A 26,985-nucleotide genomic window follows, 5' to 3' on the forward strand; every position below is an offset into this window, starting at 1 on the left:
TGGCCCATGGCGATCGGCAAGGTAATCAAGGGGGACGGGTTGGCGGAGTCGGTGGTCGTCGCCACGTCCGAGCGACCGGCGCTGCGTCCGCCGCGCGCGGGCGTGATGAACGCCGAGGTCTTCGAGGCACGCCAGGGCGCCCAGGGCATCATCGAGGAGGCCCACCGCGAGCGTGAGCGCATCCTCGCCGAGGCCCAGCGCGAGAAGGAGGAGCTCTTCGCCAAGGCGAAGGACCTGGGCCGTCAGGAGGGCATCGCCCAGGCCACGGAGCTGCTCCTGCGCGCGAAGATCCAGGCCGGGGAGATGCTCAACTCCCAGGAGCAGGACATCATCGCGCTGGCGCTGAAGATGGCGGAGAAGATCCTCGGCCGCGACCTGGAGCGCGAGCCGGAGCTGCTGGTGGACATGTGCGCCGCGGCCATTGAAAACCTCCGCAACGCGCGCGCCATGGTCCTGCGCGTGCACCCGAAGACGGCCACGGTGCTGCGCGCCAAGCGCCCGCAGTTGATGGAGCTCATCGGCCGCACGGTGGACCTGGCCATCAAGGAGGACCCGGAGGTCGCTCCCGTGGGCTGCATCGTCCAGACGGAGTACGGCACCGTGGACGCGCAACTGCCCACCCAACTGGAGATGCTCCAGAACCTCCTGCAGCCGGACACCGGTCGCAAGAGCGGCCCTCCCTGAGCCTCCCGGCCAACGCCGCGCCCTCGAGCCCTCCCGGAATCCGCCATGGCCATCGACCTCTCGCGCTACTACGACCTCATCAAGGAAGCGTCCCTCGTCCGGGTGCGCGGCCGCGTCACGGAGCTGACGGGGCTCGTCATCAAGGCGAGCGTGCCCAACGTGCGCATCGGCGAGCTGGTGCTCATCAAGAACCGCCAGCGCGGCCTGATGAAGTCGGAGGTCGTGGGCTTCGTGGGGGACGAGGTGATGCTCATGCCCCTGGGCGAGCTGTACGGCATCGGTCCGGACAGCGAGTGCATCCCCACGGGGCGTCCCCTCACCATCAAGTGCGGCGACGGGCTCCTGGGCCGCGTGCTCAACGGCATCGGCGAGCCCATGGACGGCCTGCCCCTGGAGGGGGATAACCTGGTCGACTGGCCCGTGGACCGCGACTGCCCGGACCCCTTCACCCGCCAGCGCATCGAGCGGCCGCTGCCCCTGGGCGTGCGCTGCATCGACGGGCTGCTCACCGTGGGCGAGGGCCAGCGCGTGGGCCTCTTCGCCGGCTCCGGCGTCGGCAAGTCCACGCTGATGGGCCAGATTGCCCGCAACACGCAAGCCGACTTGAGCGTCGTGGCGCTCATCGGCGAGCGTGGTCGCGAGGTCCGCGAGTTCATCGAGGACGCCATGGGCGAGGAGGGCATGAAGCGCGCCGTGCTGGTGTGCGCCACGTCCGACCAGCCCGCCCTCGTGCGTCTGCGCGCCGCCTACGTGGCCACGGCCATCGCGGAGTACTTCCGGGAGCGCGGCGGCAACGTGCTCTTCATGCTCGACACGGTGACGCGTCTGGCGCGCTCCCAGCGCGACATCGGCCTCGCCATCGGTGAGCCCCCGGCGCGTCAGGGCTACCCGCCCAGCGTCTTCTCCATGCTGCCGCGCATCCTCGAGCGCACGGGCAACTCGGCGAAGGGCAAGTGCACCGCCATCTACACCTGTCTCGTGGCCGGCGGTGACATGGAAGACCCCATCGCCGACGAGGTCCGAGGTATTCTCGACGGCCACTTCATCCTCAACCGTGAGCTGGGCGCGCGAAACCAGTGGCCGGCCATGGACGTGCTCCAGAGCCTCAGCCGTGTGATGAGCGGCATCGTCAGCAAGGAGCACAAGAAGGCCGCCGGCAAGCTGCGCGAGACGCTCTCCACCTACGAGAAGCAGCGCGACCTCATCCTGCTGGGCGCCTACCAGGCCGGCGCGGACCCCCGGACGGACTACGCCATCGAGAAGTACGACTCCATCATCGACTTCCTCAAGCAGGACACGCACTCCAACTCCCCGTACGAGGAGACCGTGGAGCAGCTCATCAACCTGTTCGCGGAGTGAGCCGGGCCGCCCCCGGCGTACCTACGGACCGGACGGTTTTTGGGTAGGATGTCCCCACCATGCCCCCGTACCGGTTGCAGTCCCTGCTGGACATGCGTGAGAAGGCGAAGGACGAGGCCGAGCAGGCCTTCTCCGACGCCGTCAAGGCGCTGGCGAAGGAAGAACTGGAACAGCAGCGCCTGGAGGCGGAGCTGGAGCGCCGCCGCAAGGAGCGCAAGGCCAAGGTCCAGGAGTACTTCCAGCAGATCATGGCCAAGGGCGCCGGCATCAACGGCATGAACATGATGGGCCGCTTCGAGGAGCGCCTGAAGGACGACGAAGCCCAGGTCGCCCTCCAGATTGAACACCAGAAGGAGGTCGTCCGGACGGCGGGCCGCCTGGTGGAGCAGCGCCGCATGCTGATGGCCGAGGCCGCCAAGGAGCTCAAGGCCATCGAGAAGAACAAGGAGAAGTTCGTCAAGCAGGTGAAAAAGGAGCGCCAGGATCGGGAGGAGTTGCAGCAGGAGGAGATCGGCAGCGCCTTGTTCCTGGCCCGCCAGCGCAAGTAACCTCCCGCCGCCTTCCGCCGAGTCTGGAGAGACGCCATGAGCCGAGTTGATGATGATCGCGATGCCGCGCGCTTGGCCGAGCGGATGATCCAGGAGCGCAAGCTCGCGGAGGCGAAGACCCAGAAGCGGCTGCAGGGCGAGTCCGTCTTCTCCAAGCTGGTCCAGCAGGGCCAGGCCGAGCAGGCCCAGCCCAAGCAGGCGCAGGAGCTGAAGCAGCCCCTGGGCAAGCAGATCCTGGCGCGGCTCGCGCAGGGGCAGGGGAAGACCTTCGACGAGAAGCTGGCCCAGAAGGAGACCGCCTTCGCGAAGCCCGGTGAGTCCACCCAGGGCGCCCAGCAGTCCCAGCGCAACAGCGAGTCGCAGAGCCTGTCCAAGGGCGGCGAGGCCCGCAAGACGGAGGTCGTGGAGGAGAAGCGCTCCACGGACGTCCGCGAAGGCGACATGAACAAGGCCGAAGGTCAGGCCAGCCGGCTGAGCCAGGAGAAGGGCGAGCTGAAGATCGACGTCAACGCCGGAGGTGGCAAGGGCGCGGGCGGCGGGGCCAGCAAGGAGAAGGACGACAAGGGCGGGCAGATGGCCGCCGCGGGCTTCCGCTTCAACCCCGCGCTGATGGCGCCGGTGCCGGTGGCCAAGCCCAAGGACACCGCGGGCTCCGAGCGGCTGCGCGCCATGGCGAATGAGATCGCCCAGAAGATCGTCGAGCGCGTGCGCGTGGGCACCAACGCCGCGGGCAACGCGGAGTTCCAGATCGACCTGCGCGGCGACGTGCTCAACGGCCTGTCCATCAAGGTCAGCGCGAAGAACGGGAAGATTTCGGCCGTCTTCAGCGGCAACGACCGCGACACCCTGAAGATGCTCGAAGAGCAGAGCGACGGCCTGCGCAGCGCCCTGGGCGGCCGGGGACTGGCGCTTGAAAATCTGAGGTTCGAGGCCAAGACATGAGCCTGGAGCCGGACGACGAGCCCGGAGTCTTCGAGCGCACCATGTTGGTCGACACCCGGAAGCTGGGACCGCCTTCGAAGCCCGCGCAGGCGCCGGCTCCCGCCCCGGCGCCGGTGTCGCCGTGGCGGCCGTTCGCGTTCACGAACCTGGAGAAGGTGTCGCGCACGCAGGGCCAGTTGGCGGAGCGGCTGCGGTGGCTGACGCCCAACGCGGGCACGCTGGAGACGGTCTGCGCGCGCCTCAAGGCCCTCTTCGACGTGGACGTGCGCCTGTCGGTGGAGTCCGCCCAGGCGCGCCCCATGACGGAGCTGCGCCGCTTCCTGGGCGACCCGTCCTTCCTGGCCGTGCTGGCCCCCGGCGCGCTCAAGGGCCGGGTCATCCTCGAAATCGAGCTGTCGCTGGCGCACTCGGCGGTGGACCTGCTGCTGGGCGGCGCCGGTGAGACGGTGGGCCTGCGCCCCCTGACGGACATCGAGGAGGGCGTGATGGGCTACGTCGTCCTGGAGGCCCTCAAGGAGCTGGTGCCCGGACTGCAGCCGGGCGTTCCCCGGCCCCGGCTGGACGGCGTGGCGCGCGGCGTGGATGAGGTCTCCGCCCGCCTGGGCGAGGACGGCCCGATGCTGGCGGTGCACCTGAACGCGGTGCTGGGCTCGCACCGAGGTATCGTGCGGCTGGTGGTGCCGTCCGCGGTGCTGGAGGCGGCGGAGCCCGCGGTGGAGAGCGCCCAGCGGCGCGAGCACCGCCGCCAGGACATGAAGGCGAACGGCCGGCGCCTGTCCGCGCTGCGCGACTGGCTGCGCGCGGAGATTGGCGTGGCGGAGCTGTCCGCCCAGGACCTGGCGTCGCTGCGCATCAAGGACGTGCTGCTCCTGGACATGCTGTCGGCGCGGCCGGACCGGGGCGAGCCCGGCACGGCGCAGTTGCGGCTGGGCCTGGGGCGCACCGGCCACTTCGCGGCGGACGTGTTCGTGGAGCAGGGCCGCTACCGGGCGCGCATCACGGACATCATCCCCGGCGAGCCGGGCAACCCCCAGGGTGGGGAGCCCGGGGGCGCTTCGGAAGAGAACGAGGACTTCACCAACCCGGAGCTGGGCGTTCCTCCGGAACTCGAAGGGGCGGCATTGGACGACAAGGACGGAAGCGATCTGCTCAGCGACCTGCCCCTGCAGGTGGCGGTGGAGCTGGCGCGCGTGCCCATCACGGCCGAACAGGTGGTGGGCCTGCGCACGGGCCAGGTCATCGACCTGCGCCGCGGGGCGGGTGAGCCCGTGGACCTGTCGGTGAACGGCAAGGTGGTGGCCCGGGGTGAGCTCGTGGAGCTGGAGGGCCAGCTCGGGGTGCGCATCATCCACCTGAGCTGAAGCGTTTGCGCCCGTGCGTCACAAGGCAGGCGGGCAGGGGGGCGTGCTTGTGCCCGGGCCCGTGGCGGTCCTGACTCGGGTGCACTAGGCTCGCGCCCATCCATGGCGGTCCTCGGTCTCTTCCCCTCGCGCCTGTTGCTCGGCGCCGCGCTCTTCTTCGCGTCGCCCGCCGTCCTGGCGCAGGCGCCCGCGGCCTCCTCGCCCGACGCCTCCGTGGCGGCGCCGGCCCCGGAGGCGGCCTCCGTCCAGACTCCCCTGGCGGCCCCCGCCCCGGCCGTCGAGGGTGAAGCCGCGGCCCGCGCGAAGCGCCACGCGGACGAGCTGGACCGCGAGCTGGGCGTCCCCGAGGCCGAAGGCGCGGAGGCGCAGGAGAGCCTGGCCTGGGTGGTGGTGCGCACGGTGGCGCTGCTGGGCGCGGTGCTCGCGGCCATCTACCTCACGCTCAACGTGGGGCTGCGCCGGCTGATGGGGTTGCAGGGCGTGCCCGTGGGCAAGGCGTCGGTCGTGTCGGTGATGGAGCGCATCCCGTTGGATCAACGGCGCACGCTCTTCGTCCTGAAGGCCGCGGACGAGTACCTGCTGGTGGGTGGCGGCGAGGGTGGCGTGCAACTGGTTTCGAAGCTGGACCGCGACGCCGTGGAGCGCATCCGCGCCGCGCGTCCGCCGTCGTCGCCGGTGTCCCTGAGTCCTTTCCTCCAGAAGCTCCTCTCCCGCCGGACCGGTGGCACCACGCCGCCGCCGGGCGTCTGAAGGCCGTCACGTGAACCGTTCGTCTCCCGCTCGCCCGCTGCTGTTCCGCGCTCCGCCCTGGCTCTTCGCGGCCCTCGTGTCGCTCTCCCCCTTCGTCGCGTCCGCGGCGAAGAAGGGCGGCGACTCGATGCCGGATGAGATGGTCAAGGAGGCGGTGAGCTCCGACTCCTTCACCTCCCGTCCGCTCATCCTCATCCTCGCGCTCGCGGCCATGTCCCTGGTCCCGTTCGCGCTGATGATGGTGACCAGCTTCGTGAAGATCTCCGTGGTGCTCTCCATCGTCCGCTCGGCGCTGGGCACCCAGCAGATTCCCCCCACCCAGGTCATCACCGGCCTGGCCATCATCCTCACCGTCTACATCATGGCCCCCGTGGGCCAGGAGATGTACCGGGCGGGCGGCATCGACATCTGGTCCCGGGGCACGTCCGTCTTCTCCTCGGAGACGGTGGGCACGATGCTGGGGGCCGCGGACAAGTCCAAGGAGCCCCTGCGCGAGTTCCTGATGAAGAAGGTCACCAACAAGGACCGCACGCTCTTCTACAGCCTGGCGAAGAAGATGCGGAAGGAGGAGGACCGCAAGGACATTGGCCCGAACGACTTCATGGTCATCGTCCCGGCCTTCGTCGTGTCCGAGCTGAAGGAGGCCTTCCAGATCGGCTTCCTCCTGTTCGTGCCCTTCATCGTCATCGACATGGTGGTGGCCAACATCCTGCTGGCGCTGGGCATGCACATGCTGTCGCCCACGACCATCTCCATGCCCTTCAAGCTGCTCCTGTTCGTGCTCGTGGACGGCTGGTACCTCATCGCCAAGGGCCTGGTCATCGGCTACCTGTAAGGAGCCCCGTACTTCCATGAATCAGCTCACGTTCATCACCCAGGAGGCGCTGTTCCTGGTGCTCGTGGTCTCCGCGCCGCCGGTGCTCATGAGCCTCCTGGTGGGCTTCCTCGTCTCGCTGTTCCAGGCCACCACGCAGATTCAAGAGCAGACGCTCTCGTTCGCGCCCAAGGTCGTGCTCGTCTTCGGCGTGCTGGCCATGACGGGCCCGTGGATTGGCGGTCAGCTCCTGCGCTTCACCTTCCACGTCTTCGACCGGTTCCCGGCGCTCATCGGCAGATGAACATCGGCGAAGCCATGGCCGAGCTGGGTGCTCGGGTCAACCTGTCGGTCGTCATCTTCACGATGGCACTCATCATGTGCCGCGTGATGCCCATCCTCATCTTCAGCCCGTTCCTGGGCGGCGAGGTCGTCCCCTCGGAGATGAAGCTGGGCCTGGGCCTGCTGGTGTCCGCGGTGCTCTTCCCGTCCGTCGCGGACCGGATGGACCGGATCCCCCTGAGCGCGCTCCCGTACATCGGGCTGTTGCTCAAGGAGGTCTTCATCGGCGTGGCGCTGTCGTACATCGTCAACATGGTGTTCGACGCGGCCCGCGTGGCCGGCACGCTGATGGACACCATGTCGGGCAGCAACAACGCCCAGCTCTACGTGCCGCAGTTGGGCACGCAGGTGTCGCTCTTCTCCAGCCTCAAGGTGCAGTTGTGCGTGGTGCTGTTCCTGTCGCTGGACGGGCACCACATCATCATCCGGGCGCTCGCGGACAGCCTCGCCATCGTGCCGCTGGAGGGCTTCCCGCGCTTCAGCCGCGGCGTGTGGCCCTTCTTCGACCTGATGATCCGCTCCTTCGCGGACCTGCTGAAGATCAGCCTGGCGCTGGCGGGTCCCGGCATGGTGGCCGCGTTCGTCACCGACCTGGCCCTGGGCGCCATCAACCGCGTCGCGCCGCAGATCCAGGTGTTCTTCATCTCCATGTCGCTCAAGCCGCTGGTGGGCGTGCTCATCATGTTCATCGCCATCCATGTCGTGATTGGCCGCATGCAGCAGGAGCTGGCCAACATGCTCCGCATGTTCCAGCACGCCATCCAGATGCTGGCCTGAGCCGCTTCAAGCCTCCCGGGATTCCTCCATGTCGGACGAGAGTGGCGACAAAACAGAAGAACCGTCGCATAAGAAGCTCGACGACGCGCGCAAGAAGGGTCAGACCTGGAAGAGCAAGGACCTGACGGGCGTGGCCGTGCTCGTCGCGGGCCTGGGCATCGTCAAGGGCACCTGGGACACCGTGGAGCGGGAGATCTCCACGCTCTTCCGCTTCAGCTTCGACGCCATCGCCCACTCGGATGACCTGGCCCTGGCGACGACGCAGTTGCTCATCATGGGCCTGCGCACGCTGCTGCTCCTCACGGTGCCCATCGTGGCGGGCGCGGCGGTGCTGGGCGGGCTGATGGACTTCCTCCAGGTGGGGTCGCTCTTCACCATCGACCCGCTCATCCCGAAGTTCGACAAGCTCAACCCCATCGCGGGGTTGAAGAACATGTTCTCGAAGAAGTCCTTCGTGGAGCTGCTCAAGAACCTCATCAAGATTTCCGTCGCCGCCTACGTCGTCACCGGCGTGGTGCGAGACTCCATGCCCCTGGTCATCGAAACGGTGCGGCAGGACACGCACGGCATCATGGCCATCATGGGGGAGATCCTCTACCGGGTCTGCGTGCGCATCGTGATGCTCTTCGTCATCTTCGGCGTGTTCGACGTGTGGTGGCAGCGCAAGTCGTTCATGAAGGACATGATGATGACGAAGGAGGAGGTCAAGAAGGAGTACAAGCAGAGCGAAGGCGACCCGCACCACAAGGCCAAGCGCAAGGAGCTCCACCATGAGATCATGGAGGGGGCCCAGATGGAGGCCGTGAAGGACGCGAGCGTCATCGTCACCAACCCGGACCACGTCGCGGTGGCGCTGCAGTACGACCAGAACAAGGACGGGGCGCCGCGCGTGCTGGTGAAGGGCATGGACGCCAAGGCGGAGCGCATCAAGGCGCTGGCGCGCGAGGCGGACGTGCCCCTCTTGCGCAACGTCCCGCTGGCGCACGCGCTGTTGCGCGTGGAGGTGGGCGAGGAAGTCCCGGAGGAGCTCTACGACGCGGTCGCCGAGGTGCTGAACTTCGTCTACGGGCTCAAGCAGCAGCAGAACGCGGCGCCGCCTGCGCGCGCCTGAGGAGGACGCCATGGCCAGCGACGAAGAGGCGGACATCGCCATCGCCATCAAGTACGACAACAAGGCGGACGGCGCGCCTCGCGTGGTGGCGAAGGGGATGCGCCTCAAGGCGGAGAAGATCCGGGAGATCGCCAAGCAGTACGGCATCCCGGTGATGCGCAACGTGTCCCTGGCCCACGCCCTGTACCGGGTGGACGTGGGGCAGGAGGTCCCGGAAGAGCTCTACGACGCGGTCGCCGAGGTGCTGAACTTCGTCTACGCGCTGCAGCGTGAGCAGGCGGGCGGGCGCTGAAGGGGGCTGGACGCGGGCCCCCCACCTGTATTGAAGTCGGCCCACCATGGCCAGAATCAACAATCAGCCCCCCAGCACCGCGCTTTGGCCCTGGGGAGGTCCCCGCAGCGTCCGCGAGCGGCTGGTGGACCCGTCCCAACTGGACCGGGCGAAGAAGCTGCGCAAGGCGGGCAACATCAAGAACCCGTCGATGCCCTCCGCGGCGCTCCTGGACTTCATCGGTCCGGCGCACTCGTCGGAGGAGCTCCGGTTGCCCCTGCCGCCCCACCCGGGCGGTCACGACGCGGACCTGGAGGGCTTCAGTGACCGGCCGCACCTGGCCAGCGTCGCGGGCCGGGGAGATGACGGGCAGCGCCGCATGCTGGAGCGCGGCCTGTCCAAGGTGAACGCGCCGCCGGAGCGGCTGGAGCGCCTCAAGGCCCTGTTGCAGCGCGAGTCCGCGATGCTGGGCCTGGTGGATCAGGTGAGCGCGGAGTCGCAGGAGATCATCCGCCGCATGTGGGAAGAGCAGAAGGACGAGGGCTACTGACCCATGGCGGCGCTGGACCCGGAAGATCCGCAGGACGAGGCGAAGCTCACCGCGCTCCTGCAGCGCTGGGCGGAGGGCAAGGCCACGCTCCGCGAGGTGCGCGGCTACTCCAACGACGAGCTGTACGCCATCGCCAAGACGGCCTACTTCTTCTTCTACCAGGGCCGGATAGCGGAGGCGCGCACGCTCTTCCAGGGCCTCTACGCCATCAACCCCACGGACGTGTACTTCGCCAAGGCGCTCGGGGTGGTGGAGATGGCCGCGGGGAACGGGCAGGGCGCGCTCGCCGCCTTCGACGTGGCCGCCAAGCTGGCCCCCCAGGACCCGTCCGTCTACGTGGGCCGCGCGGAGGTGAAGTTGGCCATGGGACAGAAGCCCCAGGCCCTGGAGGACCTGCGCCGTGCGGCGGCCATGCCTCCGGCGGATGATCCGGTGGTGCGCAAGGCCGGCGCCATGGTCACCGCCCTCACCCGGCGTTGAGCCACGGGGTGGGACCGCCTCCTGGCGCGTGGGATGGAAGCCCCGTAATCTCTGTTAGGCTGGATTCATTCACCTCAACCGATGGAGCGGTTCATGAGCACCCCCCCCAAGACACAGCTTCCGCTGCCCCCGGAGCCGCCGGAGCTGAAGGAGAAGCGCGACAAGCTGCTGGCGGAGCTGGATGTCCAGGGCAAGACGGCCCAGGGCACGTTCCTCCAGGTGGTGCGCAACATGCGCAAGCTGGTGGCCGCGTCGGCTCCCGGCACGCCGCTGGATGAGGGGATGTACAAGGACGTCACGGATTCGCTGAACCGCTTCATGAAGGACCCCATCCTGCCGCCCCCGGCCATCCTGGGGAGCGTGGTGGAGTACCTGCAGTACCGCATCAGCACCTACGGCATGACCATCCAGAGCGCCGTGATGGAGATGAACCCGGAGCTGGGCGCCAAGTTCGCCGTGACGCCCCCGGCCGCCGCGGCCGCTCCCGCGGCGCCTGCTCGCGGCCCGGCGGGCGGGCTCAAGACGTCGGATGGCTTCGAGAGCTCGAGCCGCCCGAAGATCGCGCTGACCCGCGAGGACTCCCTGCCCGGCGCCGCCAAGCCGGTGGACCCCCGCGCCGAGTCGCAGCAGCAGCTCGACTCCTTCAAGGCGTGGATGAAGAACCCCGCCCTGGGCAAGCTGAAGGGCTGATCCTCCCGGGGGGCCGAGGAGGGGAGCCGGGAAGAAATGATCCCGGGAAATTCCGAGGAAACTCCGGTCCCCCCTCAGCGATAATCCTTTTGTAGCTGGTGCCGCACGAACCCATCCCGCCGTACCAGGAGAACTCTCATGGCCACGATCGACGTCTTCAACAAGGCTGTTAACACCGCGAAGAGCACCACCGGCACGGCGATGGACAAGATGATCGCCGCGGCCCCCGAGGAGCAGAAGGGCTTCCTCCAGGCGCAGAAGCAGGTGCAGCTCGAGTCGCAGATCATGAGCACCATCACGAACCTCATGAAGAAGATGGACGACATGGCGATGGCCGCCGTGAACAACCTGAAGTAGTCCTTCGCAGGTTGTTGGTCCGCTCCGGCCCCGTGCTGATGCCCTCCAGGGCATCGGTCCGGGGCCGGTGGCATTTCCGGCCAGCGGTGGCGCGACGCGGCGGGAGCGGGGGAAAAATGATCGCGAAAAAATCCCCAGGAAACTCCGGTTCGCCCTCAGCGATAATCCTTTTGTAGCTGGTGCCGCACGAACCCATCCCGCCGTACCAGGAGAACTCTCATGGCCACGAGACGACATGGCGATGGCCGCCGTGAACAACCTGAAGTAGTCCTTCGCAGGTTGTTGGTCCGCTCCGGCCCCGTGCTGGTGCCCTCCAGGGCATCGGTCCGGGGCCGGTGGCGTTTCCGGGCTCCTTCCACGCGCCGCCGCCGGTGGAAAGGATCCGGAAACTTCCACTAGGCTCACGCCGATAACCCAGGAAACGCAGCACTTAGAACGAGGTTTGGATCATGGGCTCCTCCCCGATTAACGGTTCTGCTCCCCGCGTCGGCATCGCGACCACCTCCACTGCCAGGCCGGCGACCGGCTCGCAGGCTGTCGTGAAGCAGGAGAACCTGCTCCGCGCCACGACGGATCAGCTCGCCAAGGGCCTCCAGACGCTCCAGGCGAAGAGCGCCCCGCAGACGGCCGCCGCGGGCCAGAGCCAGAAGTCGGCCCAGGCCGACAAGCCCTCCGCCGAGCAGGCCATCCAGGACGTCGCCGGTCAGTTCGGTGACTACCTGGGCAGCCTGGGTGAGAAGGCCGGCACGCGCGCGCTGGACAAGGCGCAGAAGTCGGTCGCGGACTTCATCGCGAAGAACCCGGACGCCACTCCCGAGCAGATCAACGCGGAGGCGAAGAAGGCCTTCAACAAGGAGACCAGCGCCGAGTACATCTTCAAGAGCGTCATCGAGAAGTCGCTGAGCGACGTGATGGCGAAGGTCCAGGAGCGGATCGACGAGCAGGGCTGAGGTCCGGCTCACGCCGACAAGGGGACCCCGTCTGGAACTGGCGGGGGCCCCGGGCTAGACTCCCCGCCGCTGCTGTCCCCGCCCCGGTGAACGCGCCGATGACGACTGAATCCAAGGCCACGGTGTCGAACGACAACGAGAAGCCCCTGTCCGGACCGGAGATGCTCGAGCGGGCCACGGAGGGTTTCAACCTCTTCCAGGACGGGAACTTCAACGAGTCGCTGGCCATCTTCGAGAAGCTCTCGGCCATGGACTCGAGCGAGGCCTACTTCCAGACCGCGCTGGGCGCCTGCCACCTGGCGCTGGAGGACCTGGACACCGCCGTGGCGTGCTTCAACCGCGCCATCGAGCTGGATCCCACCGACATCACCCCCTTCGTCAACCGGGGCGAGGCCTTCCTCCGCCAGGGCCGCACGGCGGAAGCGGCCCGTGACTTCCAGCATGCCGTGTCGCTGGATCCCGAGGACAAGGACCCCTTGAGCCGTCGTGCGCGCATGCTCGCCGCCGCGGCCCTGGAGAGCTCGGACGAGGCTTCGGAATCCGAAGCCCCCGAGGACCGCTCGTAGGCTGTCCGCAGGCTCCCTCGCCGGACAGGTGAGGGAAGGCCCCCCCTTGGGCTCGGGGGCGCGCACGGATTAGGATGGCCCCGCCGATGGCCAACGCCGATCCGAACAGCTTCCTGAACAAGTACTCCGACATCGTCCTGGCGGTGGTCGTCGTGGCCATCGTCGCGATGATGATCGTCCCGCTGCCGACGATCATCCTGGACGTGTTGCTGACGCTGAACATCAGCATCTCGGTGGTACTGCTCCTCATCTCCCTCTACGTGCCCAGCGCGCTGTACCTGTCGTCGTTCCCGACGATCCTGCTGATCACGACGATGTTCCGCCTGTCGCTGACCATCTCCACCACGCGACTCATCCTGCTCACCGGCGACCCGGGCGAAGTGGTGGTGGCGTTCGGTAACTTCGTGGTGCAGGGCAACTTCGTCGTCGGCGCCATCCTCTTCCTCATCCTGGTGGTGGTGAACTTCATCGTCATCTCCAAGGGCTCGGAGCGCGTCGCGGAAGTGGCCGCGCGCTTCACCCTGGACGCCATGCCCGGCAAGCAGATGTCCATCGACGCGGACCTGCGCGCCGGCGTGATTGATCAGGACCAGATGAAGAAGAAGCGCCGCGACCTGGAGCGTGAGAGCCAGCTCTTCGGCGCCATGGACGGCGCGATGAAGTTCGTGAAGGGCGACGCCATCGCGTCCATCATCATCACGGTCATCAACATCGTGGGCGGCCTGATCATCGGCGTCACCCAGAAGGGCATGGCCGCCGGTGACGCCGCGCAGAAGTACACGCTGCTCACCATCGGTGACGGTCTGGTCGGCATGATCCCCGCCATCCTCATCTCCACCTGCGCCGGCATCCTGGTGACGCGCGTGGGCGGCGAGGAGGAGGGCGCGCACCTGGGCAAGGACGTGGGCAGCCAGCTCACCGCCTTCCCGAAGGCCATCGCCATCGCGGCGGCCATGCTCGTGGGCCTGGGCCTCATCCCCGGCCTCCCCAAGATTCCCTTCTTCCTGCTGGGCGCGGGCGCGGGCTTCGGCGCCTGGACGATGATGCGCAAGCGCGACGAGGCGCTGGCCGCCGAGGAGGCCGGCCCCGCGATGGAGTCCAGCTTCGGCACGCCCGTGTCCGCCGAGCCCCCGCCCAAGGAGCAGCTCAACCCGGACTCGGAGCTGTTCATCCCCGTCGTCACGCCCATCGTGCTGGAGGTCTCCGACGCGCTGGTGCCCTTCGTGGACTCGCGGCAGGACGGCGGCAAGTTCCTCTTCGAGCTCATCCCGTTCATGCGCGACGGCCTCTTCGTGGAGCTGGGCGTGCGCTTCCCCGGCGTGCGCGCGCGCGGCAACGGCGGCCTGCCGCCCGGGGCCTACCAGATCCAAATCAACGAAGTGCCCGTCGTCACCGGCCAGGCCACCCTGGGCCACATCCTGGTGAACGACACGGTGGAGCGCCTCAAGCTGATGAACATCCCCGGCTTCGAGGCCATCAACCCCGCGACGCGCCAGCCGGCCGCGTGGGTGCCCGAGCAGTTCCGGGAGACGCTCGAGTCCGCGGGCCTCACCACCTGGGACGTGCCCGGCTACATCATCCTGCACACCGCCGCCGTGCTCCGGAAGAACGCGCGCGAGTTCGTGGGCGTGCAGGAGACGCAGACGATGCTGGAGCAGTTGGAGAAGGCGTTCCCGGCCATCGTGAAGGAGGTCGTCCCGAAGATCGTCAACGTGCTGAAGCTGACGGACATCCTCGGGCGCCTGGTGGAGGAGGAGATCTCCATCCGCGACCTGCGCGGCATCCTCCAGGCCCTGTCCGAGTACGGCCAGGTGGAGGCCGACAACGTCATGCTCACCGAGCATGTCCGCGCCTCGCTGCGCCGCTACATCTCCCACAAGTACGCGCGCGGCACCGGCACGCTGGTGGTGTACCTGCTCGACCCGAACATCGAGGAGGCCATCCGCAGCTCCATCAAGCGCACCTCCGCGGGCGCGCACCTGGCGCTGGAGCCGGAGATCGCCCAGGAGATCGTCGGCGCGGTGCGCTCGGAGTGCGGCCACCTGCCGCCCAGCGCCCAGCGCCCCGTCATCCTCACGGCGATGGACATCCGCCGCTACGTGCGCAAGCTGCTGGAGTACGAGTTCAACCCCTCGTTCTCCATCCTCAGCTACCAGGAGCTGTCCCCGGACCTGAACATCCAGCCGGTGGCGCGCATCTCCTCCGGCCGGTAGCGGCCGGGAGCGGCTGAAGCACCCAGGGCCTCCGCTTCGTCGAGCGGGGGCCTTGTCTTTTCCGGGGGAAGGAGAAGGGGAGGGCGCGGCTCAGGCGCCGGCGAGCACGGCGATCATCAGCACCAGGAAGCTCAGCCCCACCACGCCCATGACGATGAGCGGGACGAGCTTCTTCTTGTCCGCCAGCGCGGACATGGCCGCCGGGGCGGGCTCGGGCTCCGGCTCCGGCATGGGCAGCTCCTCGCCCCCGTCGGGCTGCGGCTCCTCGGAGGAGGACGCGGACCCGTCCTCCGAGGCGGGCGGCTCCTCCGGCGGCGCGGGGGCGGGCTCCGGCTCCGGTTCGGGCTCCGGCGGGGGCGGCTCCTCGCGCTTGGGCGGGGAGGGGCGCGGCGGCGACGGGGCCGGGACGACGGCGGAGCGCTCCGCGGAGAGGCTCACCGCGGGCTCGTCGGGGGGCTCGGCGGGGTCCACGTAGACGAAGCGGGTGGCGCCAATCTCCAGCTCGTCGCCGTCCTTGAGCGCCTTGCGGTTCACCCGCTTCTTGTTGACCTTGATGCCGTTGCGGCTGCCCAGGTCCTCCACGTGCGTGCCGGACCAGTCACGGCGCACCTTGGCGTGCTTGCGGGAGACGAGGTCGTCCTTGAGGATGACGTCGGCTTCCTTCTCGTCGCGGCCGAAGATGTGCTCCTGGGCCTCGGAGATTTCGATGCGCTGGCCCTCGCGCGGGCCGTTCATGTAGCGCAGGAAGCGCTCCTCGCCGCCGGCGAGCCCGCGCATCGCGTCCTTCAGGATGCCGCGCGCCAGGAAGGACGTCTTGTCGCTGACGTCCGGGGCGATCTCGACGACCTTGTCGAAGCGGACGTCGTACTGCGCGATGGCGATGACGTCGCCGTTGCGCAGCAGCTCCTTCTCTCCCTTGGGGAGCGTCTTGCCGTTGATCTTCGTGCCGTAGGCGCTGCCCAGGTCCTCCAGGAAGTAGAGGGTGCCCTCCTGGCTGATGCGCGCGTGGTTGCGCGACACCGCCTGCTGCGGGAGCACCACCTGGCAGGTCTTGTCCCGCCCCAGGGTGATGACGGAGTCGTCGAGGACGACCTCTTTGCCCGAGGCGCCTCCGGCCTCGCTGCGCTGCGTGACGGTCAGACGGACGCTCATCGCGTGTGTCGCTACCCGAAGGGACGGCTAGAACGAGTCGTTGGCCAGGAATCTCTCACACGTCAGGTACTCGGTGGGGAATTCCTCGGAGGTTCCAAACTTCATGAAGTTCTTGCAGGCCGTCTGCGCGTGGGTCTGCTTGTGGGCCTCGGAGAAGATCTGGAAGAGGCCGAAGTGGCAGGGCGCGAACTTGGCGTCCAGCTTCACGCACTTGCGGTAGGCGCTCTCCTCCTCCGCGAGCAGGCCCTTCTCCCGGTACTGGCGCGCGAGCAGGTACATGGCCGGGGCGCTGTTCTCCGCCGTCTGGGTGTCCTTGAGCTCCTTGAGGGCGGAGTCGGTGAGGGCCACCTTGCGCTGGGCCACGGCCAGGTTGTTGAGGCAACTGGCGTTCTTCTCATCCAGGCGGGCGCAGTTGCCGAAGGCCTCGCGGGCCTCCGCGAAGCGGCTCTGCTCCATCAGCACGGTGCCCAGGTCGTGCCACACCTCCGCGGAGTCGGGGGTGAGCTGGGCGGCCTGGGAGATGTGCTCGAAGGCGCCCTCCAGGTCCTTGTCCTCGTAGGCCATGATGCCGAGGTTGTGGTGGGCGTTGGCCACGTTGGGGTTGACCGCGAGCAGCGTGTCGAACTCCTTCTTGGCCTCCTTCTTCTTGCCCATCTTCATGTAGGTGAGGCCCAGGTCGTAGCGCGACTCCAGGTTGTCCGGGTTCACCTGCAGGGCGCGCTTGAAGTTGTCGTGGGCCTTTCCGTAGGCGCCTTCATCCAGGTACAGCACGCCCAGGTTCTGGTAGGCCTGGAGGTGCTCCTGGTTGAAGCGCAGGGCCTTGATGAAGAACTCCTTCGCCTTGCCCTTGTTGCCCGAGTACATGGCGATGAGGCCCTTGTTGGCCCACAGGTCCGCGTACTGGGGGGAGAACTCCAGGCCCAGGTTGCAGTAGGTCTCCGCCTTCTGCAGGTCTCCGTTGGCCATCTCCTGCGCGCACAGCTCGTTGTTGATGAGCGCCCGTTCATGCGGGGGCGGCGTGCTGAGGCAGGCGGTGGTGGAAAGGGAGGCGGCGGCGGTCAGCGTGAGGAAGAGGCGAAGACGCATGGCCGGCCGAGTGTAGGAGAGCGCCACCCCATGAGGCAACGCCGGCCTTGAGCTGAATCAGCGCTGTTTTCCAGGGGTTAGCCCGGCTGTAGAGTGCCCCGCCATGCGTACCTACCTTTGTGCTTTCGGCTTGCTCGCGGCCCTGCTGGGCGCGGCTCCTGCTCACGCGCAGTTCTCCAACCGGAGTCTGGGCCTGTCGCTGGGCTACATGGACTTCAAGCGCACCGCGGGCCTCGCGGGGACGCCGTTCATCGGCCTGGAGGGAAGCCTCTACATCGAGAACGGCTTCGAGGTCGTCTCGCTGTCGAAGCTGATGTTCCCGACGGACACCTTCTCCACGCCGGAGAAGCGCGTGGTGGGCCTGGCCCCGTCGCTGGGCATCCGGTACCTGCTGCTGGAGGAGACCATCCGCCCGTATATCGGCACGGACGTGAGCTACCTCATCGTGTTCAAGGAGAGCGTCAGCAACTTCGTGGGCATCGGGCCCAACGCGGGCGTGGACTTCTTCCTCAGCGATTCCGTGAGCCTGGGCGTGCGCGCGCAGTACAACTTCTACATCGCGCTCAACGAGGATACGCAGACGTCGCTGACGGGCTCCGTGGGCCTGGCGACGTACTTCTAGGTCCGGACGTGGGCCGCCCCGGGCGCGTGGCCGGGGCGGGCAGCAGGGCGGCGGCGACGAGCAGCGTCCACTTCTCGTCCGAGAGGTGGGCGGGCTTCTCCATGGCGAGCGAGTCCTGGAGCCGTGCGCCCAGCGCGGAGAACAGCGTGAGCCGGGCCTCCAGCCGCAGCTCCTCGCGGCGCAGGGCGGCGGACAGCACCAGCTCCCGCTCCTCGGTGGACAGCCGCTTCACGCGCGAGACGAACAGCGGATCCGCCAGCAGGCCCTCCTCGCCGCGCGTCTCCAGGGCGGAGGGCACCTTGAGGCGCCGCTCGCGCACGACGATGGTGCCGGCGAGCAGGTCCCCCAGCCGCTGGTGCGAGCGCGACACGAGCGCCACCGAGCCGCCCACGAGGTAGAGCAGCGGCAGCCGGTCCACCACGCGCGCCAGGTTGCGCAGGGCCGCGTGGTAGAAGCCGATGCGCACGCCGCTCTCCTGGATGACCCGGAGGGACATCACGCGCTTGCCCACCGTCTGGCCCGCCCACACGGTCTCCAGGGTGATGCCGTAGCCCCAGTCCACCAGGAAGTAGACGACGATGCCCAGCGCGCTGGCGAACCCGGGGAACGCGGCCATGGCCACCTGGAACACCAGCAGCACCCCCGTCGTGGCGAAGCCGACGATGAGCGCGTCCATCAGCCACGCGAGGAAGCGCGAGTACACCCCCGCCAGCGTGAAGCGGAACTCCACGTACTCCGGGGTCAGCACCGTGTGGGTGCCGTCGAGCAGGGTGTCGGGGGTGGGCGTCACGGCGCCGGAGTGTACGTCACGCGGCCCGCGTTCCGGGGGCTCCCCGGCGCGTCCCTCCGTGGGAGCCGCAAGGACTCCCGGTCCGGAGTCCGGCTGCGACGCCGGGCAGGCGGGCGGACGGCTGCGACGGAAGGGCGGATGCTCTTGGGACCTGAAGAGTGGTATTCGTGAATAGCGGGCTCCACGCCATCCTGTCCGCACCCCCGCGCCCGTGGCCCCTTCCGAAACCTCATCCTGGAACCGCCGCGTCCTGCCGGCGGGTGCCTTCCAGTTCGCGCTCATCGCCGGGGTGACGCAGCTCAAGACGTCCGCGAACGCGCTGGTGCTGTCGCGCTTCGAGTCCCAGGCGCTGCCGTACCTCTACCTCCTGGGTGCGTTGATGACGGCGGCGCTGACGCTGCTGCCGCGCGCCCGGCCGGACGCGCCCACGGAGTCCCCGGGCATCCTCACCGGGGTGGGCGGGGTGCTGGCGCTGGGGCTGGCGGCGGCGCTGTCCGCGGGGCAGCGCATGCCGGCGCTGGCGCTGTACCTGTTCGCGGACTGCTTCAGCACGTTCGTGTCGTTCCGCTTCTGGGGCCGCATGGCGTCCGCGTTCGACGCGCGCGAGGCGCGCCGGGCCTTCACCGTGCTCAACGGCTTCGGCATGGGCGGAGGCATCGCGGGCGGTTTGCTGGTGCAGGCGCTGGCGGTGCGGCTGGGCACGCCCGCCGTGGTGGTGAGCGGCGCGGTGAGCCTGCTGGCCGCGGGCGCCATCTTCCACCACCTGCACAAGGCGGAGCCGGCGCCGCCCCCGCGCACGCGGTCGCTGCAGGCGTGGTTCCCGGCGTGGAGCTACCTGGGGGAGAGCCCCTACGCGCAGGTGCTGGCGGCGCTGGGCATCGCGTTCGCGGTGCTGTCGTCCTTCGTGGACTACCTCTTCCGCCTGCGCGTGGAGGGCACGCTCAGCGAGGACGGGCTGGCGGCGCTGTTCGGCTCGCTGCAGTTGTGGATTGGCCTGTTCTGCGTGGCGTTCCAGCTCCTCGTGGCGGAGCGGCTGCTCAAGCGCATGGGCCTGCTCATGTACCTGGCGCTGGTGCCGCTGGTGCTCGCGCCGCTGGCGGGCGCCACGCTGGCCACCGGGCAGTTGTGGCCGGTGCACCTGCTGCGGCTGGTGGAGACGGCGGTGAGCTACTCCATCCTGCCGGTGGGCATCCAACTGCTCTACGCGGCGGTGCCGGACGAGCAGCGCGAGGGGCTGCGCAGCGCGGTGGACGGGCTTCTTCGCAAGGGCGGCGTGGTGCTGGCGGGCCTGCTGCTCATCGGCGCGGGCCGGGGCGCCAACGGCATCACCATGGCGGTGGCGGTGGTGGGGCTGTGCGCCGCGCTGGGGCTGCTGCTCGTGCGCCTGAAGCCCGCGTACCTCACGGCGCTGGGCGAGCAGGTGGGCGCGCACGAAGAGGAAGAGGTGGAGCTGGGCGGCGAGGCGCAGAAGCTGCTGGTGGAGGCGCTGGGCGCGCCCACGCCGGAGCGGGTGCTGCGCGCGGTGGACATGCTGGAGCAGGCGGAGGCCGCGCCCCTGCGGCAGCACCTGGCCGCGCTCCTGTCCCATCCCCACGAGCGCGTGCAGGAGCGCGGCGTGACGCTGGCCCTGTCCTTCGAGGCGCGGGAGCTGGCGCCCATGCTGGAGCGGCTGGTGGAGGAGGGCCCCCGGCGCCCCCGCGACCAGGCCGTGTGGGCCCTGGCGCGGCTGTCCCCGGAGCGCGCGGAGCGGCTCCTGCCGCCGCTGCTCACCAGCTCCGACGTGGGCCTGCGCTGCGCGGCGATTGGCGCGCTGATGCGCACGCAGGGCAACTCCGCGGCGCTGGAGTCCCTGCGCGAATTGCTGGCGAAGGGCGACCACGCGCCCGTGGCCGAGCGGCGCGAGGTGGCGCGGCTGTTGGGCCGGTTGAAGGACCCTCGGTTCGCGGGGCCGCTGTCCCTCTACCTGGAGGACATGGACATCTCCGTGCGGCGCGTGGCGCTGGTGGCGGTGGGCGAGGGCGGCTACGTGGAGCTGGCGCCGCGCCTGCTGCCGTTCCTCGGCTGGCGCGAGGAGCGCCCGGCCGCGCGCGAGTCGCTGGTGCAGTTGGGCGACGCGGTGACGCCGCTGCTGGAGCTGCAGCTCAACAACAAGGCCGCGCCGCTGGCCATGCGGATGCAACTGCCCCGCGTGCTGCGCGGCATCGGTTCGTCCGCGGCGCTCAACGCGCTGCTGTTCTCCAACGTGCGCGACGACGCGGCGCTGCACTTCCGCATCGGCGCGCAGTTGTCGCGTCTGCGCGAGGAGCAGCCGGACCACCCGGTGGACGTGGACCGCATCCACGAGGCGCTGGGCCGCCGCCGCGACACGTACCGCCAACTGGTGGGCGCCTTCCGCGACGTGCAGGCGGCGCTGGGGCCCCAGTCGCTGCTCACCCGCGCGGTGGGCGACCGGTTGGATCAGGCGCTGGAGCTGTCCTTCTTCCTGCTGGGCCTGCTGCACCCGCCGCAGGCCATGCGCCGCATCCACCAGCACCTGGTGGGCAACGACTCGCGCCGCCGCGCCTATGCGTTGGAGCTGCTGGAGAACCTGGTGGCGCAGGAGGAGCGCGAGCTGGTGATGGAGCAGGTGGAGGCCCACCACCGCGAGTTGCCGCCCGGAGCGCCGGGCCGTCTGTGGCGGCGGCTGGCGGGGCTCGTGCAGAGTGAGGACCTGGTGCTGCGCGCGTGCGCCCGCCACGTGGCGCGGGTGAACGGCCTGGACGTGCTCCCGCAGGAGGGTGACATGAGCGATACCATCGTCCAACGGATGTTCGCCCTGGAGGGCGTGAGCGTCTTCTCGCAGAGCGACGTGGACGACATCGCGGCCATCGCGGAGGTGGCGCGCGAGGCGTCCTACAAGGCGGGCCAGCGGCTCTACAGCCAGGGGGACCCGGGCGACGCGCTCTACGTCATCGTCGAGGGCGCGGTGGACGCGTTCCGCAACGGCGAGCACGTGCTGCGCTTCCAGGCGAAGGAGGCCATTGGCGAGGTGAGCCTGCTGGACGGCGCGCCCCGGCCCACGGACATGGTGGCCGCGGTGGACTCGCGCGTGCTCGTCATCGACCGGCGCGACTTCCTGGACCTGCTCGCGGACCGGCCGGAGCTGCTCACCGGCTTCTTCCGCTCCGTGAGCCAGCAGCTCCAGAGCGTCATCGACCTGCCCGCGCGCCGTGAGGAGGGCCAGCGGCTGGAGCTGGGCGCCCCCCAGCAGCCCCACGCGCCGCTGGAGGGCATTGGCGGGCTGCCGCCCGAAGGCAACGCGCCCTCGGACGTGTGAGTCAGTCCCCCGCGCCGTGCGCGGGCGGGGCTTCACCGCTCTTGAGCGCGGGCGGCTGCAGGGGGTCCAGCCCGAGCAGGTGCGCCGAGGCCACCGGGATGAACGGCCGCGTGAAGCAGCGCAGCGGCGGGAGGCTGCCCACGAACCGCGTGAGCGCGAGCCCCGCGAACACCCACGGCTGACGCTCCACGGCGGCGATGGGCGCGGCGACGGCTTCAGAGCGCCGCGCGAGGCCCTTCATCATCCAGCGCAAGGCCCCATGGGCGGGCAGGACGCTCCAGGCGCGCACGAACCATGGCGGACGCGTGACGGGCGCCATCCAGGCGCGGTCGCTCTTGGCGGCGGTGAAGACGAGCAGCCACCAGAAGCCCCAGAGGCTGCTGAGGACGGTGAACGACTTCGGGAACCAGCACAGGGGGACGCAGAGCAGGACGAGGGCTGGAACGCCCGCGACGAACAGCAGCAGGGCCCTCCAGCGGCGCTGGAGCTTGGCGCGCAGCCAGGGGACGTTGAGGCGCACGTGCGGGGTGATATCGGGGTCCTCGGGGGGCACGCCGGTGGCGAGGCTGGCCTCGCGGGAGATGACCGTGTGGTAGTCGCGCGACAGGGCGACGACGATCCACTGCACCGCGCTCAGCGAGCCGAAGAAGAGCGCCCAGAACTCCCAGCTCCCCAGGAAGAAGACGCCGTCGCGGACCTCGGGCGCGTCGACGTTGAACCCCTTCTTCTGGGGCTCCTTCTGGATGCGCGGGCCCTTGTCCTTCTCCTCCGAGACGTCCCGGAGGGCCGCCTCCACTTCCGCCCGGATGACGGCGGAGAGGGAGTCCGCCGCGTCCTCGTCCTCCGAGGACGTGCGCTCCGGCGCGGAGTCCCCCGAGGCCCGTGGGGGCCCGTCCGCGGTGCCGTCGGCTCCGGGCGTGGCGCCAGCCCGGGCCTCCTGTTCGCCCTCTTCGTGTTCCGCCTTCGCCTCTTCGGCGGCGGACGCGGCCTCATCCGCCGCGTCCTCGGCGGCCGTGGCGGCTTCGTCCGGAGGCAGGCCGCCCGCCTTGCCGGCGTTGACGGCCTCGTGGATGAGCGCGCTGAGCGCATTCTTCATGGCGGCCGGATTTCCCTTCGAGGCCTCCAGCTCCTTCGCCCGTTGCTCGATACGGGCCTGCGCCTTCTCACGCGCGGCGCGGGACTCGGCCGTCTCCGGCCGCCGCTCCCGGGTCTCCTCGTGCTTGTCGCCGTTGAACTCGTGGAACGCCCACCCCGCGGCGATGGCCAGCAGGAACGCCGTCTGCAGCGCGGTCACCTTCACGTAGGTGGCGCGGATGGCGGGGCTCGCGAGCGTGACGCGGGCGATGTGGAAGGGCAGGGCCACCCCGTAGAAGAACTGGCGGATGCGGCCCCTGGGCAACTGGCCCTTCGTGGACTGGAAGTGCTCGGCGCCGCCCCGGACCTCGCCCCACAGCTCCGAGGCGAAGTTCCGGCCCGGGGAGCTCCCTTTTCCGCTGGGAGTCCCGCCGTCCTTCTCCTCCTGTAAAGGCTTGAAATCCTTGCCTTTCATGCCCGTCATTGCGTCACGCTACCACGGCGGGGATGTGCTAAAGGCCCGGCCGTGAACCCGAACCTTCCCTCGCTGCGTCCCTTCCGTCGTCCTTCCCGCCAGCTCACGCTGTCGTCCGGCGCGCTGGTCCTCGCCCTGGGAGCCCTCGCGGGTTGTGAGAAGACTCCCCCGCCGGCTCCGGCCGCTCCGCCTGTCGCGGCCGCGCCCGCGAAGCCCGCCGTGCCCAACGAGGTGACGGTGCTCGTCACCGGCAGCGCCCGTGGCCAGTTGCTGCCCGTGGAGGGCAAGGGCGGCGCCGCGGAGCTGATGGGCCGCTGGGTGAATGATGAAAAGCACTGTGCCGGTCCGCTGAAGGACGGCCAGGCGACCTGTCCGGATGCCGGCACGCTCGCCCTGACGACGGGCGACCTGTGGACGGGCCCGGCCATCTCCTCCTTCTTCCTGGGGGCTCCGACGGCGGAAGTGATGGGGCACATGGGCTATGCGGCCTCCGCGCTGGGCAACCACGAGCTGTCGTACGCCAAGGATTCCTTCCTGAAGAACCGCGCGGCCGGGGGCTTCCCCTTCCTGGCGGCGAACCTGAAGGTGACGGACGCGACGCTGGCGAAGGACCTGTCCATGCCCGCGTTCCAGGTCTACGAGCGGAGGGGCCTGAAGATTGCGGTGGTGGGCCTCACCTCGCAGAAGACGGTGCGCACGGCGATGTCCGGCCGCGCGGAGGGCCTGGAGGTCATCCCCAACGAGGACGCGCTGAACACGGCCGTCCCGGAGGCGCGCAAGGCGGGCGCGGACGTGGTGGTGATTGTCGCGGACCAGTGCCCCTCGGACCTGCAGCCGGTGCTGGCGAAGCACGCGGACTGGAAGGTGTCCCTGGTGGCCGGTGGCCGCTGCGGCACGGACGCCCCGGGCGTGAAGACGGAGGGCGACACCACCTACGCGTCGCTGGGCCGCGGCTTCGAGTCGTACCTGCGCGCGGAGCTGAAGTTCGACCCGTCCAAGGCGGCCGGCCAGAAGCTGACCGGCGTGGACACGAAGGTCGTGGAGGTCGCGGGCGGCACGCCGGACGCGGAGACGGCGAAGCGCATCGCGGAGTGGCAGGCGAAGGTGGACCAGGCGCTGGGCCGGAAGATCGGCTTCACCAAGACGGGCATCCCGCAGGACTCGCCGCTGATGGCGAAGTGGGTGGCGGGCGCGGTGCGCACGCAGCTCAACACCGACGGGGCCATCCTCAACAAGGGCGGCATCCGCAACGGCCTGGCCAAGGGCGAGGTGACGCTGGGCAGCGTGTACTCGGCGATGCCGTTCGAGAACTCGCTGCTCACCGTGAAGCTCAAGGGCGAGGACCTGGCCAAGCAGCTCGCGAACCCGGACGCGCTCGTGGCCGGCTTCACCCCGGCGGGCAAGGGCAAGTTCAAGGACGCCCAGGGCAAGGCGCTGGATCCGAAGAAGGAGTACACGGTCGCGACGGTGGAGTACCTGTACTTCGGCGGTGACGGCTTCGACTTCGAGAAGCTGGACACCGACCCGGCGGAGACGGGCATGGCGTGGCAGACGCCGGTCGTCGAGTGGACGGAGGCCCAGGCCTCCACCGAGGCGAAGCCGCTGGAGAAGTTCATCAAGTAGCGCTTGGCGTGGTCCTGAAGCACCGGGGCGCCGGAGTCCTCCCTCGAAGCGGGGAGGGCGGCCGGCGCCTCGCCGTTTCCGGGGCTCGGTTAGAGTGGGCCCATGGAGATGGCGGAGTTCATCGATACGCGGCGTCCGCGCTGGCAGCAACTGGAGTCGCTGCTGGACAAGTCCGAGGGCGAGGGGCTGCGCAAGCTGAGCCTGGACGAGGCCCGCGCGTTGGGGAAGCTGTACCGCGCCGTCTCCAGCGACCTGCTGTGGGTGCGCGCGCGCAGCGGCTCCGCGGACGTGAGCGCGTACCTCAACGACCTGGTGGGCCGCGCGTACGCGCTGACGTACCCGGGCAGCCGGCCCCGGTTCGCGGACGTGTGGGCCTTCGTGGCGCGCGGCTTCCCGGCGCTCCTGCACCACGAGTGGCGCATGTACGTGGCGTCGGTGCTGCTGTTCCTGGCGGGCGCGGGCTTCGGCTACGTGGGCATGGTGGTGGATCCGGACGCCGCGCACTACCTGGTGCCGGAGCAGCACCTGAGCCTGGACCCCGTGAAGCGAGCCGCGGACGAGGCCGCGGGCAAGGGCATGACGGTGGAGGAGCAGGCCCAGTTCTCCTCGTTCCTCTTCACGCACAACATCCAGGTGGCGTTCCTGGCGTTCGCGCTGGGCATCACGCTGGGGCTGGGCACGGCGGTGATGCTGTTCACCAACGGCCTGTTCCTGGGGGCGCTCGCGCAGGTGTACGCGGCGAAGGGGATGGCCGGGTGGTTCTGGGCGTGGATATTGCCGCACGGCATCCCGGAGATTTCGGCCATCTGCATCGCGGGCGCGGCGGGGCTCGTCATCGCGCGGGGCATGGTGGCGCCGGGTGGGTTGTCTCGCGGGCAGGCGCTGCGCAAGGAGGCGGTGACGGCGGTGAAGCTGCTGTTCGGCACGCTGGTGCTGTTCGTGCTCGCGGGCTTCATCGAAGGCACCGTGTCGCAGATCCACCCGCCGAAGCTGTCGGTGGCCTTCAAGGTCGGCTTCGCGCTCACGGTGGGGACGGGCGTCTACGCGTACCTGCTGTCCGACTGGACGCGCGGCCGGCGCGAAGGTGCGCGTGCGGCGGAGCTGGCGGGATGAGCGGGCCGGACCTGGCCGTGCCTCCGCTGCCGCGTGAGCCGGAGGTGCTGATCGAGTGCCCGCGCTTCTCCCTGGTGAAGCGGCGCGCGGACGGCTCCGTGGACTTCGTGTCGCCGCTGCCGTGCCCGTACAACTACGGCTCCATCCCGGGCCTGCTGTCGGATGACGGGGACCCGCTGGACGCGGTGGTGCTGGGGCCCCGGCTGCCGCAGGGGCAGCGCGTGCGCGTGCCGGTGGTGGCCGTGCTGGGCTTCATCGACGCGGGGAAGGGCGACCCGAAGGTGGTGTGCGGCACGCACCCGATGACGCCCTCCGAGCGCGCGGGCCTGGAGCGCTTCTTCCGCGTCTACGCCCTGTTCAAGCGGGGGCTGCACCGCGTGCGCGGCGATGTGCCCGACACGCGCTTCGTGGGCTGGCTGCGCGAAGGGCCCGAGCCCTAGCCGAGGGCCTTGGTCATCTTCAGGACGCGGTTCATCCGAAGGCCCTGCTCGATGGGGCCCACCCATTGCTCCGGCTGGAAGCCCACGCGCGCCCAGAAGCGGCGGCCGACCTCGTTGTGCTCCACCACCGCCACGCGCAGCAACCGGCCGCCGTTCGCGCGCACATGGTCCGCGTAGGCGTTGAGCACGGCCTCGCCCCTGCCGTGGCTCCGGGCCTCCGGCGCGAGGAGCAGCAGGCCGATGTACCACTCACCCCGCGCCGGGAAGTCGCGCAGCGCTTCGAGCATCCCCGCGAGGCCGCCCTGCGCGTCGCGAAGCGCGAAGAGGTGTCCCTGCCCGGGCGCGAGCGTGGGGGGCCGTTCGTTGGGGATGTTCCGGGCCTGCTCGGGGAGCGCGGGGCGGCCGTAGGCGATCTGGTGGTAGTCCTCGCAGCGGTCCAGCAGCGGCTGCACGATGCCGGTCTCCGCGTCGGGGACGGATTCCGCGGTGAGGTCTCCTGCCTGGAAAACGACGGTCATGTGGGCTCCTG

General features: G+C 69.5%; 28 protein-coding genes. 23 read left to right on the forward strand and 5 right to left on the reverse strand.

Annotation, left to right across the window (positions count from 1 at the left end; all coding sequences use genetic code 11):
- Positions 1 to 6 precede the first annotated feature (6 nt).
- From K8556_RS33695 to sctV, 18 genes are all read left to right on the forward strand, one after another.
- Entirely contained in the window at positions 7 to 684 is a 678-nt protein-coding gene (locus K8556_RS33695) for a FliH/SctL family protein (protein WP_223744215.1), read from the forward strand.
- 45 nt (positions 685 to 729) lie between these two features.
- Positions 730 to 2,043 carry a type III secretion system ATPase SctN gene (gene sctN, locus K8556_RS33700; RefSeq protein ID WP_223744216.1) on the forward strand — a complete coding sequence of 438 codons (1,314 nt, stop codon included), beginning with the start codon at positions 730 to 732 and terminating at the stop codon, positions 2,041 to 2,043.
- 59 nt (positions 2,044 to 2,102) lie between these two features.
- On the forward strand, positions 2,103 to 2,591 hold the full coding sequence (locus K8556_RS33705; RefSeq protein ID WP_223744217.1) for a flagellar assembly protein FliH: 489 nt from the start codon (positions 2,103 to 2,105) through the stop codon (positions 2,589 to 2,591).
- A 36-nt stretch (positions 2,592 to 2,627) separates the two neighbouring features.
- Complete coding sequence (locus K8556_RS33710; RefSeq protein WP_223744218.1) at positions 2,628 to 3,533, forward strand: flagellar hook-length control protein FliK; 906 nt, start codon at positions 2,628 to 2,630, stop codon at positions 3,531 to 3,533.
- Complete coding sequence (sctQ, locus tag K8556_RS33715) at positions 3,530 to 4,894, forward strand: type III secretion system cytoplasmic ring protein SctQ (protein WP_223744219.1); 1,365 nt, start codon at positions 3,530 to 3,532, stop codon at positions 4,892 to 4,894. The genes K8556_RS33710 and sctQ overlap by 4 nt, the downstream gene beginning before the upstream one ends.
- Positions 4,895 to 4,996: 102 nt before the next feature.
- Positions 4,997 to 5,644, forward strand: a complete 648-nt coding sequence (locus tag K8556_RS33720; protein WP_223744220.1) for a flagellar biosynthetic protein FliO — start codon at positions 4,997 to 4,999, stop codon at positions 5,642 to 5,644.
- Positions 5,645 to 5,654: 10 nt separating this feature from the next.
- Positions 5,655 to 6,479, forward strand: coding sequence for a type III secretion system export apparatus subunit SctR (gene sctR, locus K8556_RS33725; protein WP_206791741.1), 825 nt, complete (start codon positions 5,655 to 5,657; stop codon positions 6,477 to 6,479).
- Positions 6,480 to 6,495: 16 nt separating this feature from the next.
- Entirely contained in the window at positions 6,496 to 6,762 is a 267-nt protein-coding gene (sctS, locus tag K8556_RS33730) for a type III secretion system export apparatus subunit SctS (RefSeq protein ID WP_120528175.1), read from the forward strand.
- Positions 6,759 to 7,577, forward strand: coding sequence for a flagellar biosynthetic protein FliR (locus K8556_RS33735; RefSeq protein WP_223744221.1), 819 nt, complete (start codon positions 6,759 to 6,761; stop codon positions 7,575 to 7,577). Before sctS ends, K8556_RS33735 begins: the two co-directional genes overlap by 4 nt.
- Before the next feature lie 28 nt (positions 7,578 to 7,605).
- A complete protein-coding gene (gene sctU, locus K8556_RS33740) occupies positions 7,606 to 8,688 on the forward strand; it encodes a type III secretion system export apparatus subunit SctU (RefSeq protein ID WP_223744222.1) in 1,083 nt (360 codons plus the stop codon).
- 10 nt (positions 8,689 to 8,698) lie between these two features.
- Entirely contained in the window at positions 8,699 to 8,980 is a 282-nt protein-coding gene (locus tag K8556_RS33745; protein WP_014398415.1) for an EscU/YscU/HrcU family type III secretion system export apparatus switch protein, read from the forward strand.
- Positions 8,981 to 9,026: 46 nt separating this feature from the next.
- Positions 9,027 to 9,509, forward strand: a complete 483-nt coding sequence (locus tag K8556_RS33750) for a hypothetical protein (RefSeq protein ID WP_120580929.1) — start codon at positions 9,027 to 9,029, stop codon at positions 9,507 to 9,509.
- 3 nt (positions 9,510 to 9,512) lie between these two features.
- Entirely contained in the window at positions 9,513 to 9,989 is a 477-nt protein-coding gene (locus K8556_RS33755) for a SycD/LcrH family type III secretion system chaperone (RefSeq protein WP_206791762.1), read from the forward strand.
- A 93-nt stretch (positions 9,990 to 10,082) separates the two neighbouring features.
- Complete coding sequence (locus K8556_RS33760; protein ID WP_223744223.1) at positions 10,083 to 10,679, forward strand: hypothetical protein; 597 nt, start codon at positions 10,083 to 10,085, stop codon at positions 10,677 to 10,679.
- A 138-nt stretch (positions 10,680 to 10,817) separates the two neighbouring features.
- Positions 10,818 to 11,036, forward strand: coding sequence for a hypothetical protein (locus K8556_RS33765; RefSeq protein ID WP_223744224.1), 219 nt, complete (start codon positions 10,818 to 10,820; stop codon positions 11,034 to 11,036).
- Between the two features lie 539 nt (positions 11,037 to 11,575).
- Positions 11,576 to 11,986 (forward strand): hypothetical protein, encoded by a 411-nt coding sequence (locus K8556_RS33770; RefSeq protein ID WP_223744225.1) that lies wholly within the window; start codon positions 11,576 to 11,578, stop codon positions 11,984 to 11,986.
- A 98-nt stretch (positions 11,987 to 12,084) separates the two neighbouring features.
- Positions 12,085 to 12,552 carry a tetratricopeptide repeat protein gene (locus K8556_RS33775; protein WP_223744226.1) on the forward strand — a complete coding sequence of 156 codons (468 nt, stop codon included), beginning with the start codon at positions 12,085 to 12,087 and terminating at the stop codon, positions 12,550 to 12,552.
- A gap of 86 nt (positions 12,553 to 12,638) precedes the next feature.
- Positions 12,639 to 14,765, forward strand: a complete 2,127-nt coding sequence (sctV, locus tag K8556_RS33780; RefSeq protein WP_223744227.1) for a type III secretion system export apparatus subunit SctV — start codon at positions 12,639 to 12,641, stop codon at positions 14,763 to 14,765.
- Positions 14,766 to 14,855: 90 nt separating this feature from the next.
- Here sctV and K8556_RS33785 read toward each other — a convergent pair whose 3' ends face one another.
- Positions 14,856 to 15,917, reverse strand: coding sequence for an FHA domain-containing protein (locus K8556_RS33785; RefSeq protein ID WP_223744228.1), 1,062 nt, complete (start codon positions 15,915 to 15,917; stop codon positions 14,856 to 14,858).
- A gap of 27 nt (positions 15,918 to 15,944) precedes the next feature.
- Entirely contained in the window at positions 15,945 to 17,003 is a 1,059-nt protein-coding gene (locus K8556_RS33790; protein WP_223744229.1) for a lipopolysaccharide assembly protein LapB, read from the reverse strand.
- A gap of 103 nt (positions 17,004 to 17,106) precedes the next feature.
- Here K8556_RS33790 and K8556_RS33795 point away from each other — a divergent pair, with 103 nt between their 5' ends.
- Positions 17,107 to 17,625: a hypothetical protein gene (locus K8556_RS33795; protein WP_223744230.1), complete on the forward strand. Its 519-nt coding sequence runs from the start codon at positions 17,107 to 17,109 to the stop codon at positions 17,623 to 17,625.
- Here the strand turns inward: K8556_RS33795 and K8556_RS33800 are convergent.
- Positions 17,567 to 18,415 (reverse strand): RDD family protein, encoded by an 849-nt coding sequence (locus K8556_RS33800; protein ID WP_223744231.1) that lies wholly within the window; start codon positions 18,413 to 18,415, stop codon positions 17,567 to 17,569. The two genes, K8556_RS33795 and K8556_RS33800, sit on opposite strands and share 59 nt — an antisense overlap.
- Before the next feature lie 211 nt (positions 18,416 to 18,626).
- Here K8556_RS33800 and K8556_RS33805 point away from each other — a divergent pair, with 211 nt between their 5' ends.
- Positions 18,627 to 21,731 carry a cyclic nucleotide-binding domain-containing protein gene (locus tag K8556_RS33805; RefSeq protein WP_223744232.1) on the forward strand — a complete coding sequence of 1,035 codons (3,105 nt, stop codon included), beginning with the start codon at positions 18,627 to 18,629 and terminating at the stop codon, positions 21,729 to 21,731.
- A 1-nt stretch (position 21,732) separates the two neighbouring features.
- On the opposite strand, the gene K8556_RS33810 is transcribed toward K8556_RS33805, so the two are convergent.
- Positions 21,733 to 23,280, reverse strand: coding sequence for a hypothetical protein (locus tag K8556_RS33810; protein ID WP_223744233.1), 1,548 nt, complete (start codon positions 23,278 to 23,280; stop codon positions 21,733 to 21,735).
- A gap of 51 nt (positions 23,281 to 23,331) precedes the next feature.
- On the opposite strand from K8556_RS33810, the gene K8556_RS33815 reads away from it, so the two are divergent.
- The 3 genes from K8556_RS33815 (at position 23,332) to K8556_RS33825 (ending at position 26,456) form a co-directional block, all read left to right on the forward strand.
- Positions 23,332 to 24,903, forward strand: a complete 1,572-nt coding sequence (locus tag K8556_RS33815; RefSeq protein ID WP_223744234.1) for a 5'-nucleotidase C-terminal domain-containing protein — start codon at positions 23,332 to 23,334, stop codon at positions 24,901 to 24,903.
- Positions 24,904 to 25,005: 102 nt separating this feature from the next.
- Positions 25,006 to 26,016, forward strand: a complete 1,011-nt coding sequence (locus K8556_RS33820) for a stage II sporulation protein M (protein ID WP_223744235.1) — start codon at positions 25,006 to 25,008, stop codon at positions 26,014 to 26,016.
- Positions 26,013 to 26,456 carry an inorganic diphosphatase gene (locus K8556_RS33825; RefSeq protein WP_223744236.1) on the forward strand — a complete coding sequence of 148 codons (444 nt, stop codon included), beginning with the start codon at positions 26,013 to 26,015 and terminating at the stop codon, positions 26,454 to 26,456. The genes K8556_RS33820 and K8556_RS33825 overlap by 4 nt, the downstream gene beginning before the upstream one ends.
- Here the strand turns inward: K8556_RS33825 and K8556_RS33830 are convergent.
- Entirely contained in the window at positions 26,453 to 26,974 is a 522-nt protein-coding gene (locus K8556_RS33830; protein ID WP_223744237.1) for an N-acetyltransferase, read from the reverse strand. The two genes, K8556_RS33825 and K8556_RS33830, sit on opposite strands and share 4 nt — an antisense overlap.
- Positions 26,975 to 26,985 lie beyond the last annotated feature (11 nt).

The sequence above is a fragment of the Corallococcus sp. AS-1-12 genome (assembly GCF_020036995.1).
In the GTDB taxonomy this organism is placed as follows: Bacteria; Myxococcota; Myxococcia; order Myxococcales; family Myxococcaceae; genus Corallococcus.

What these genes read in the sequence shown, in the direction of transcription:
- K8556_RS33790 (WP_223744229.1), bottom strand. Translation starts at nt 17,003, where the DNA reads ATGCGTCTTCGCCTCTTCCTCACGCTGACCGCCGCCGCCTCCCTTTCC.
- K8556_RS33825 (WP_223744236.1), top strand. Translation starts at nt 26,013, where the DNA reads ATGAGCGGGCCGGACCTGGCCGTGCCTCCGCTGCCGCGTGAGCCGGAG.
- K8556_RS33810 (WP_223744233.1), bottom strand. Translation starts at nt 23,280, where the DNA reads ATGAAAGGCAAGGATTTCAAGCCTTTACAGGAGGAGAAGGACGGCGGG.
- K8556_RS33755 (WP_206791762.1), top strand. Translation starts at nt 9,513, where the DNA reads ATGGCGGCGCTGGACCCGGAAGATCCGCAGGACGAGGCGAAGCTCACC.
- sctN (WP_223744216.1), top strand. Translation starts at nt 730, where the DNA reads ATGGCCATCGACCTCTCGCGCTACTACGACCTCATCAAGGAAGCGTCC.
- K8556_RS33695 (WP_223744215.1), top strand. Translation starts at nt 7, where the DNA reads ATGGCGATCGGCAAGGTAATCAAGGGGGACGGGTTGGCGGAGTCGGTG.
- K8556_RS33705 (WP_223744217.1), top strand. Translation starts at nt 2,103, where the DNA reads ATGCCCCCGTACCGGTTGCAGTCCCTGCTGGACATGCGTGAGAAGGCG.
- K8556_RS33775 (WP_223744226.1), top strand. Translation starts at nt 12,085, where the DNA reads ATGACGACTGAATCCAAGGCCACGGTGTCGAACGACAACGAGAAGCCC.
- K8556_RS33710 (WP_223744218.1), top strand. Translation starts at nt 2,628, where the DNA reads ATGAGCCGAGTTGATGATGATCGCGATGCCGCGCGCTTGGCCGAGCGG.
- K8556_RS33830 (WP_223744237.1), bottom strand. Translation starts at nt 26,974, where the DNA reads ATGACCGTCGTTTTCCAGGCAGGAGACCTCACCGCGGAATCCGTCCCC.
- K8556_RS33765 (WP_223744224.1), top strand. Translation starts at nt 10,818, where the DNA reads ATGGCCACGATCGACGTCTTCAACAAGGCTGTTAACACCGCGAAGAGC.
- sctQ (WP_223744219.1), top strand. Translation starts at nt 3,530, where the DNA reads ATGAGCCTGGAGCCGGACGACGAGCCCGGAGTCTTCGAGCGCACCATG.
- K8556_RS33735 (WP_223744221.1), top strand. Translation starts at nt 6,759, where the DNA reads ATGAACATCGGCGAAGCCATGGCCGAGCTGGGTGCTCGGGTCAACCTG.
- sctV (WP_223744227.1), top strand. Translation starts at nt 12,639, where the DNA reads ATGGCCAACGCCGATCCGAACAGCTTCCTGAACAAGTACTCCGACATC.
- sctU (WP_223744222.1), top strand. Translation starts at nt 7,606, where the DNA reads ATGTCGGACGAGAGTGGCGACAAAACAGAAGAACCGTCGCATAAGAAG.
- K8556_RS33795 (WP_223744230.1), top strand. Translation starts at nt 17,107, where the DNA reads ATGCGTACCTACCTTTGTGCTTTCGGCTTGCTCGCGGCCCTGCTGGGC.
- K8556_RS33820 (WP_223744235.1), top strand. Translation starts at nt 25,006, where the DNA reads ATGGAGATGGCGGAGTTCATCGATACGCGGCGTCCGCGCTGGCAGCAA.
- K8556_RS33785 (WP_223744228.1), bottom strand. Translation starts at nt 15,917, where the DNA reads ATGAGCGTCCGTCTGACCGTCACGCAGCGCAGCGAGGCCGGAGGCGCC.
- sctS (WP_120528175.1), top strand. Translation starts at nt 6,496, where the DNA reads ATGAATCAGCTCACGTTCATCACCCAGGAGGCGCTGTTCCTGGTGCTC.
- K8556_RS33720 (WP_223744220.1), top strand. Translation starts at nt 4,997, where the DNA reads ATGGCGGTCCTCGGTCTCTTCCCCTCGCGCCTGTTGCTCGGCGCCGCG.
- K8556_RS33745 (WP_014398415.1), top strand. Translation starts at nt 8,699, where the DNA reads ATGGCCAGCGACGAAGAGGCGGACATCGCCATCGCCATCAAGTACGAC.
- K8556_RS33760 (WP_223744223.1), top strand. Translation starts at nt 10,083, where the DNA reads ATGAGCACCCCCCCCAAGACACAGCTTCCGCTGCCCCCGGAGCCGCCG.
- K8556_RS33750 (WP_120580929.1), top strand. Translation starts at nt 9,027, where the DNA reads ATGGCCAGAATCAACAATCAGCCCCCCAGCACCGCGCTTTGGCCCTGG.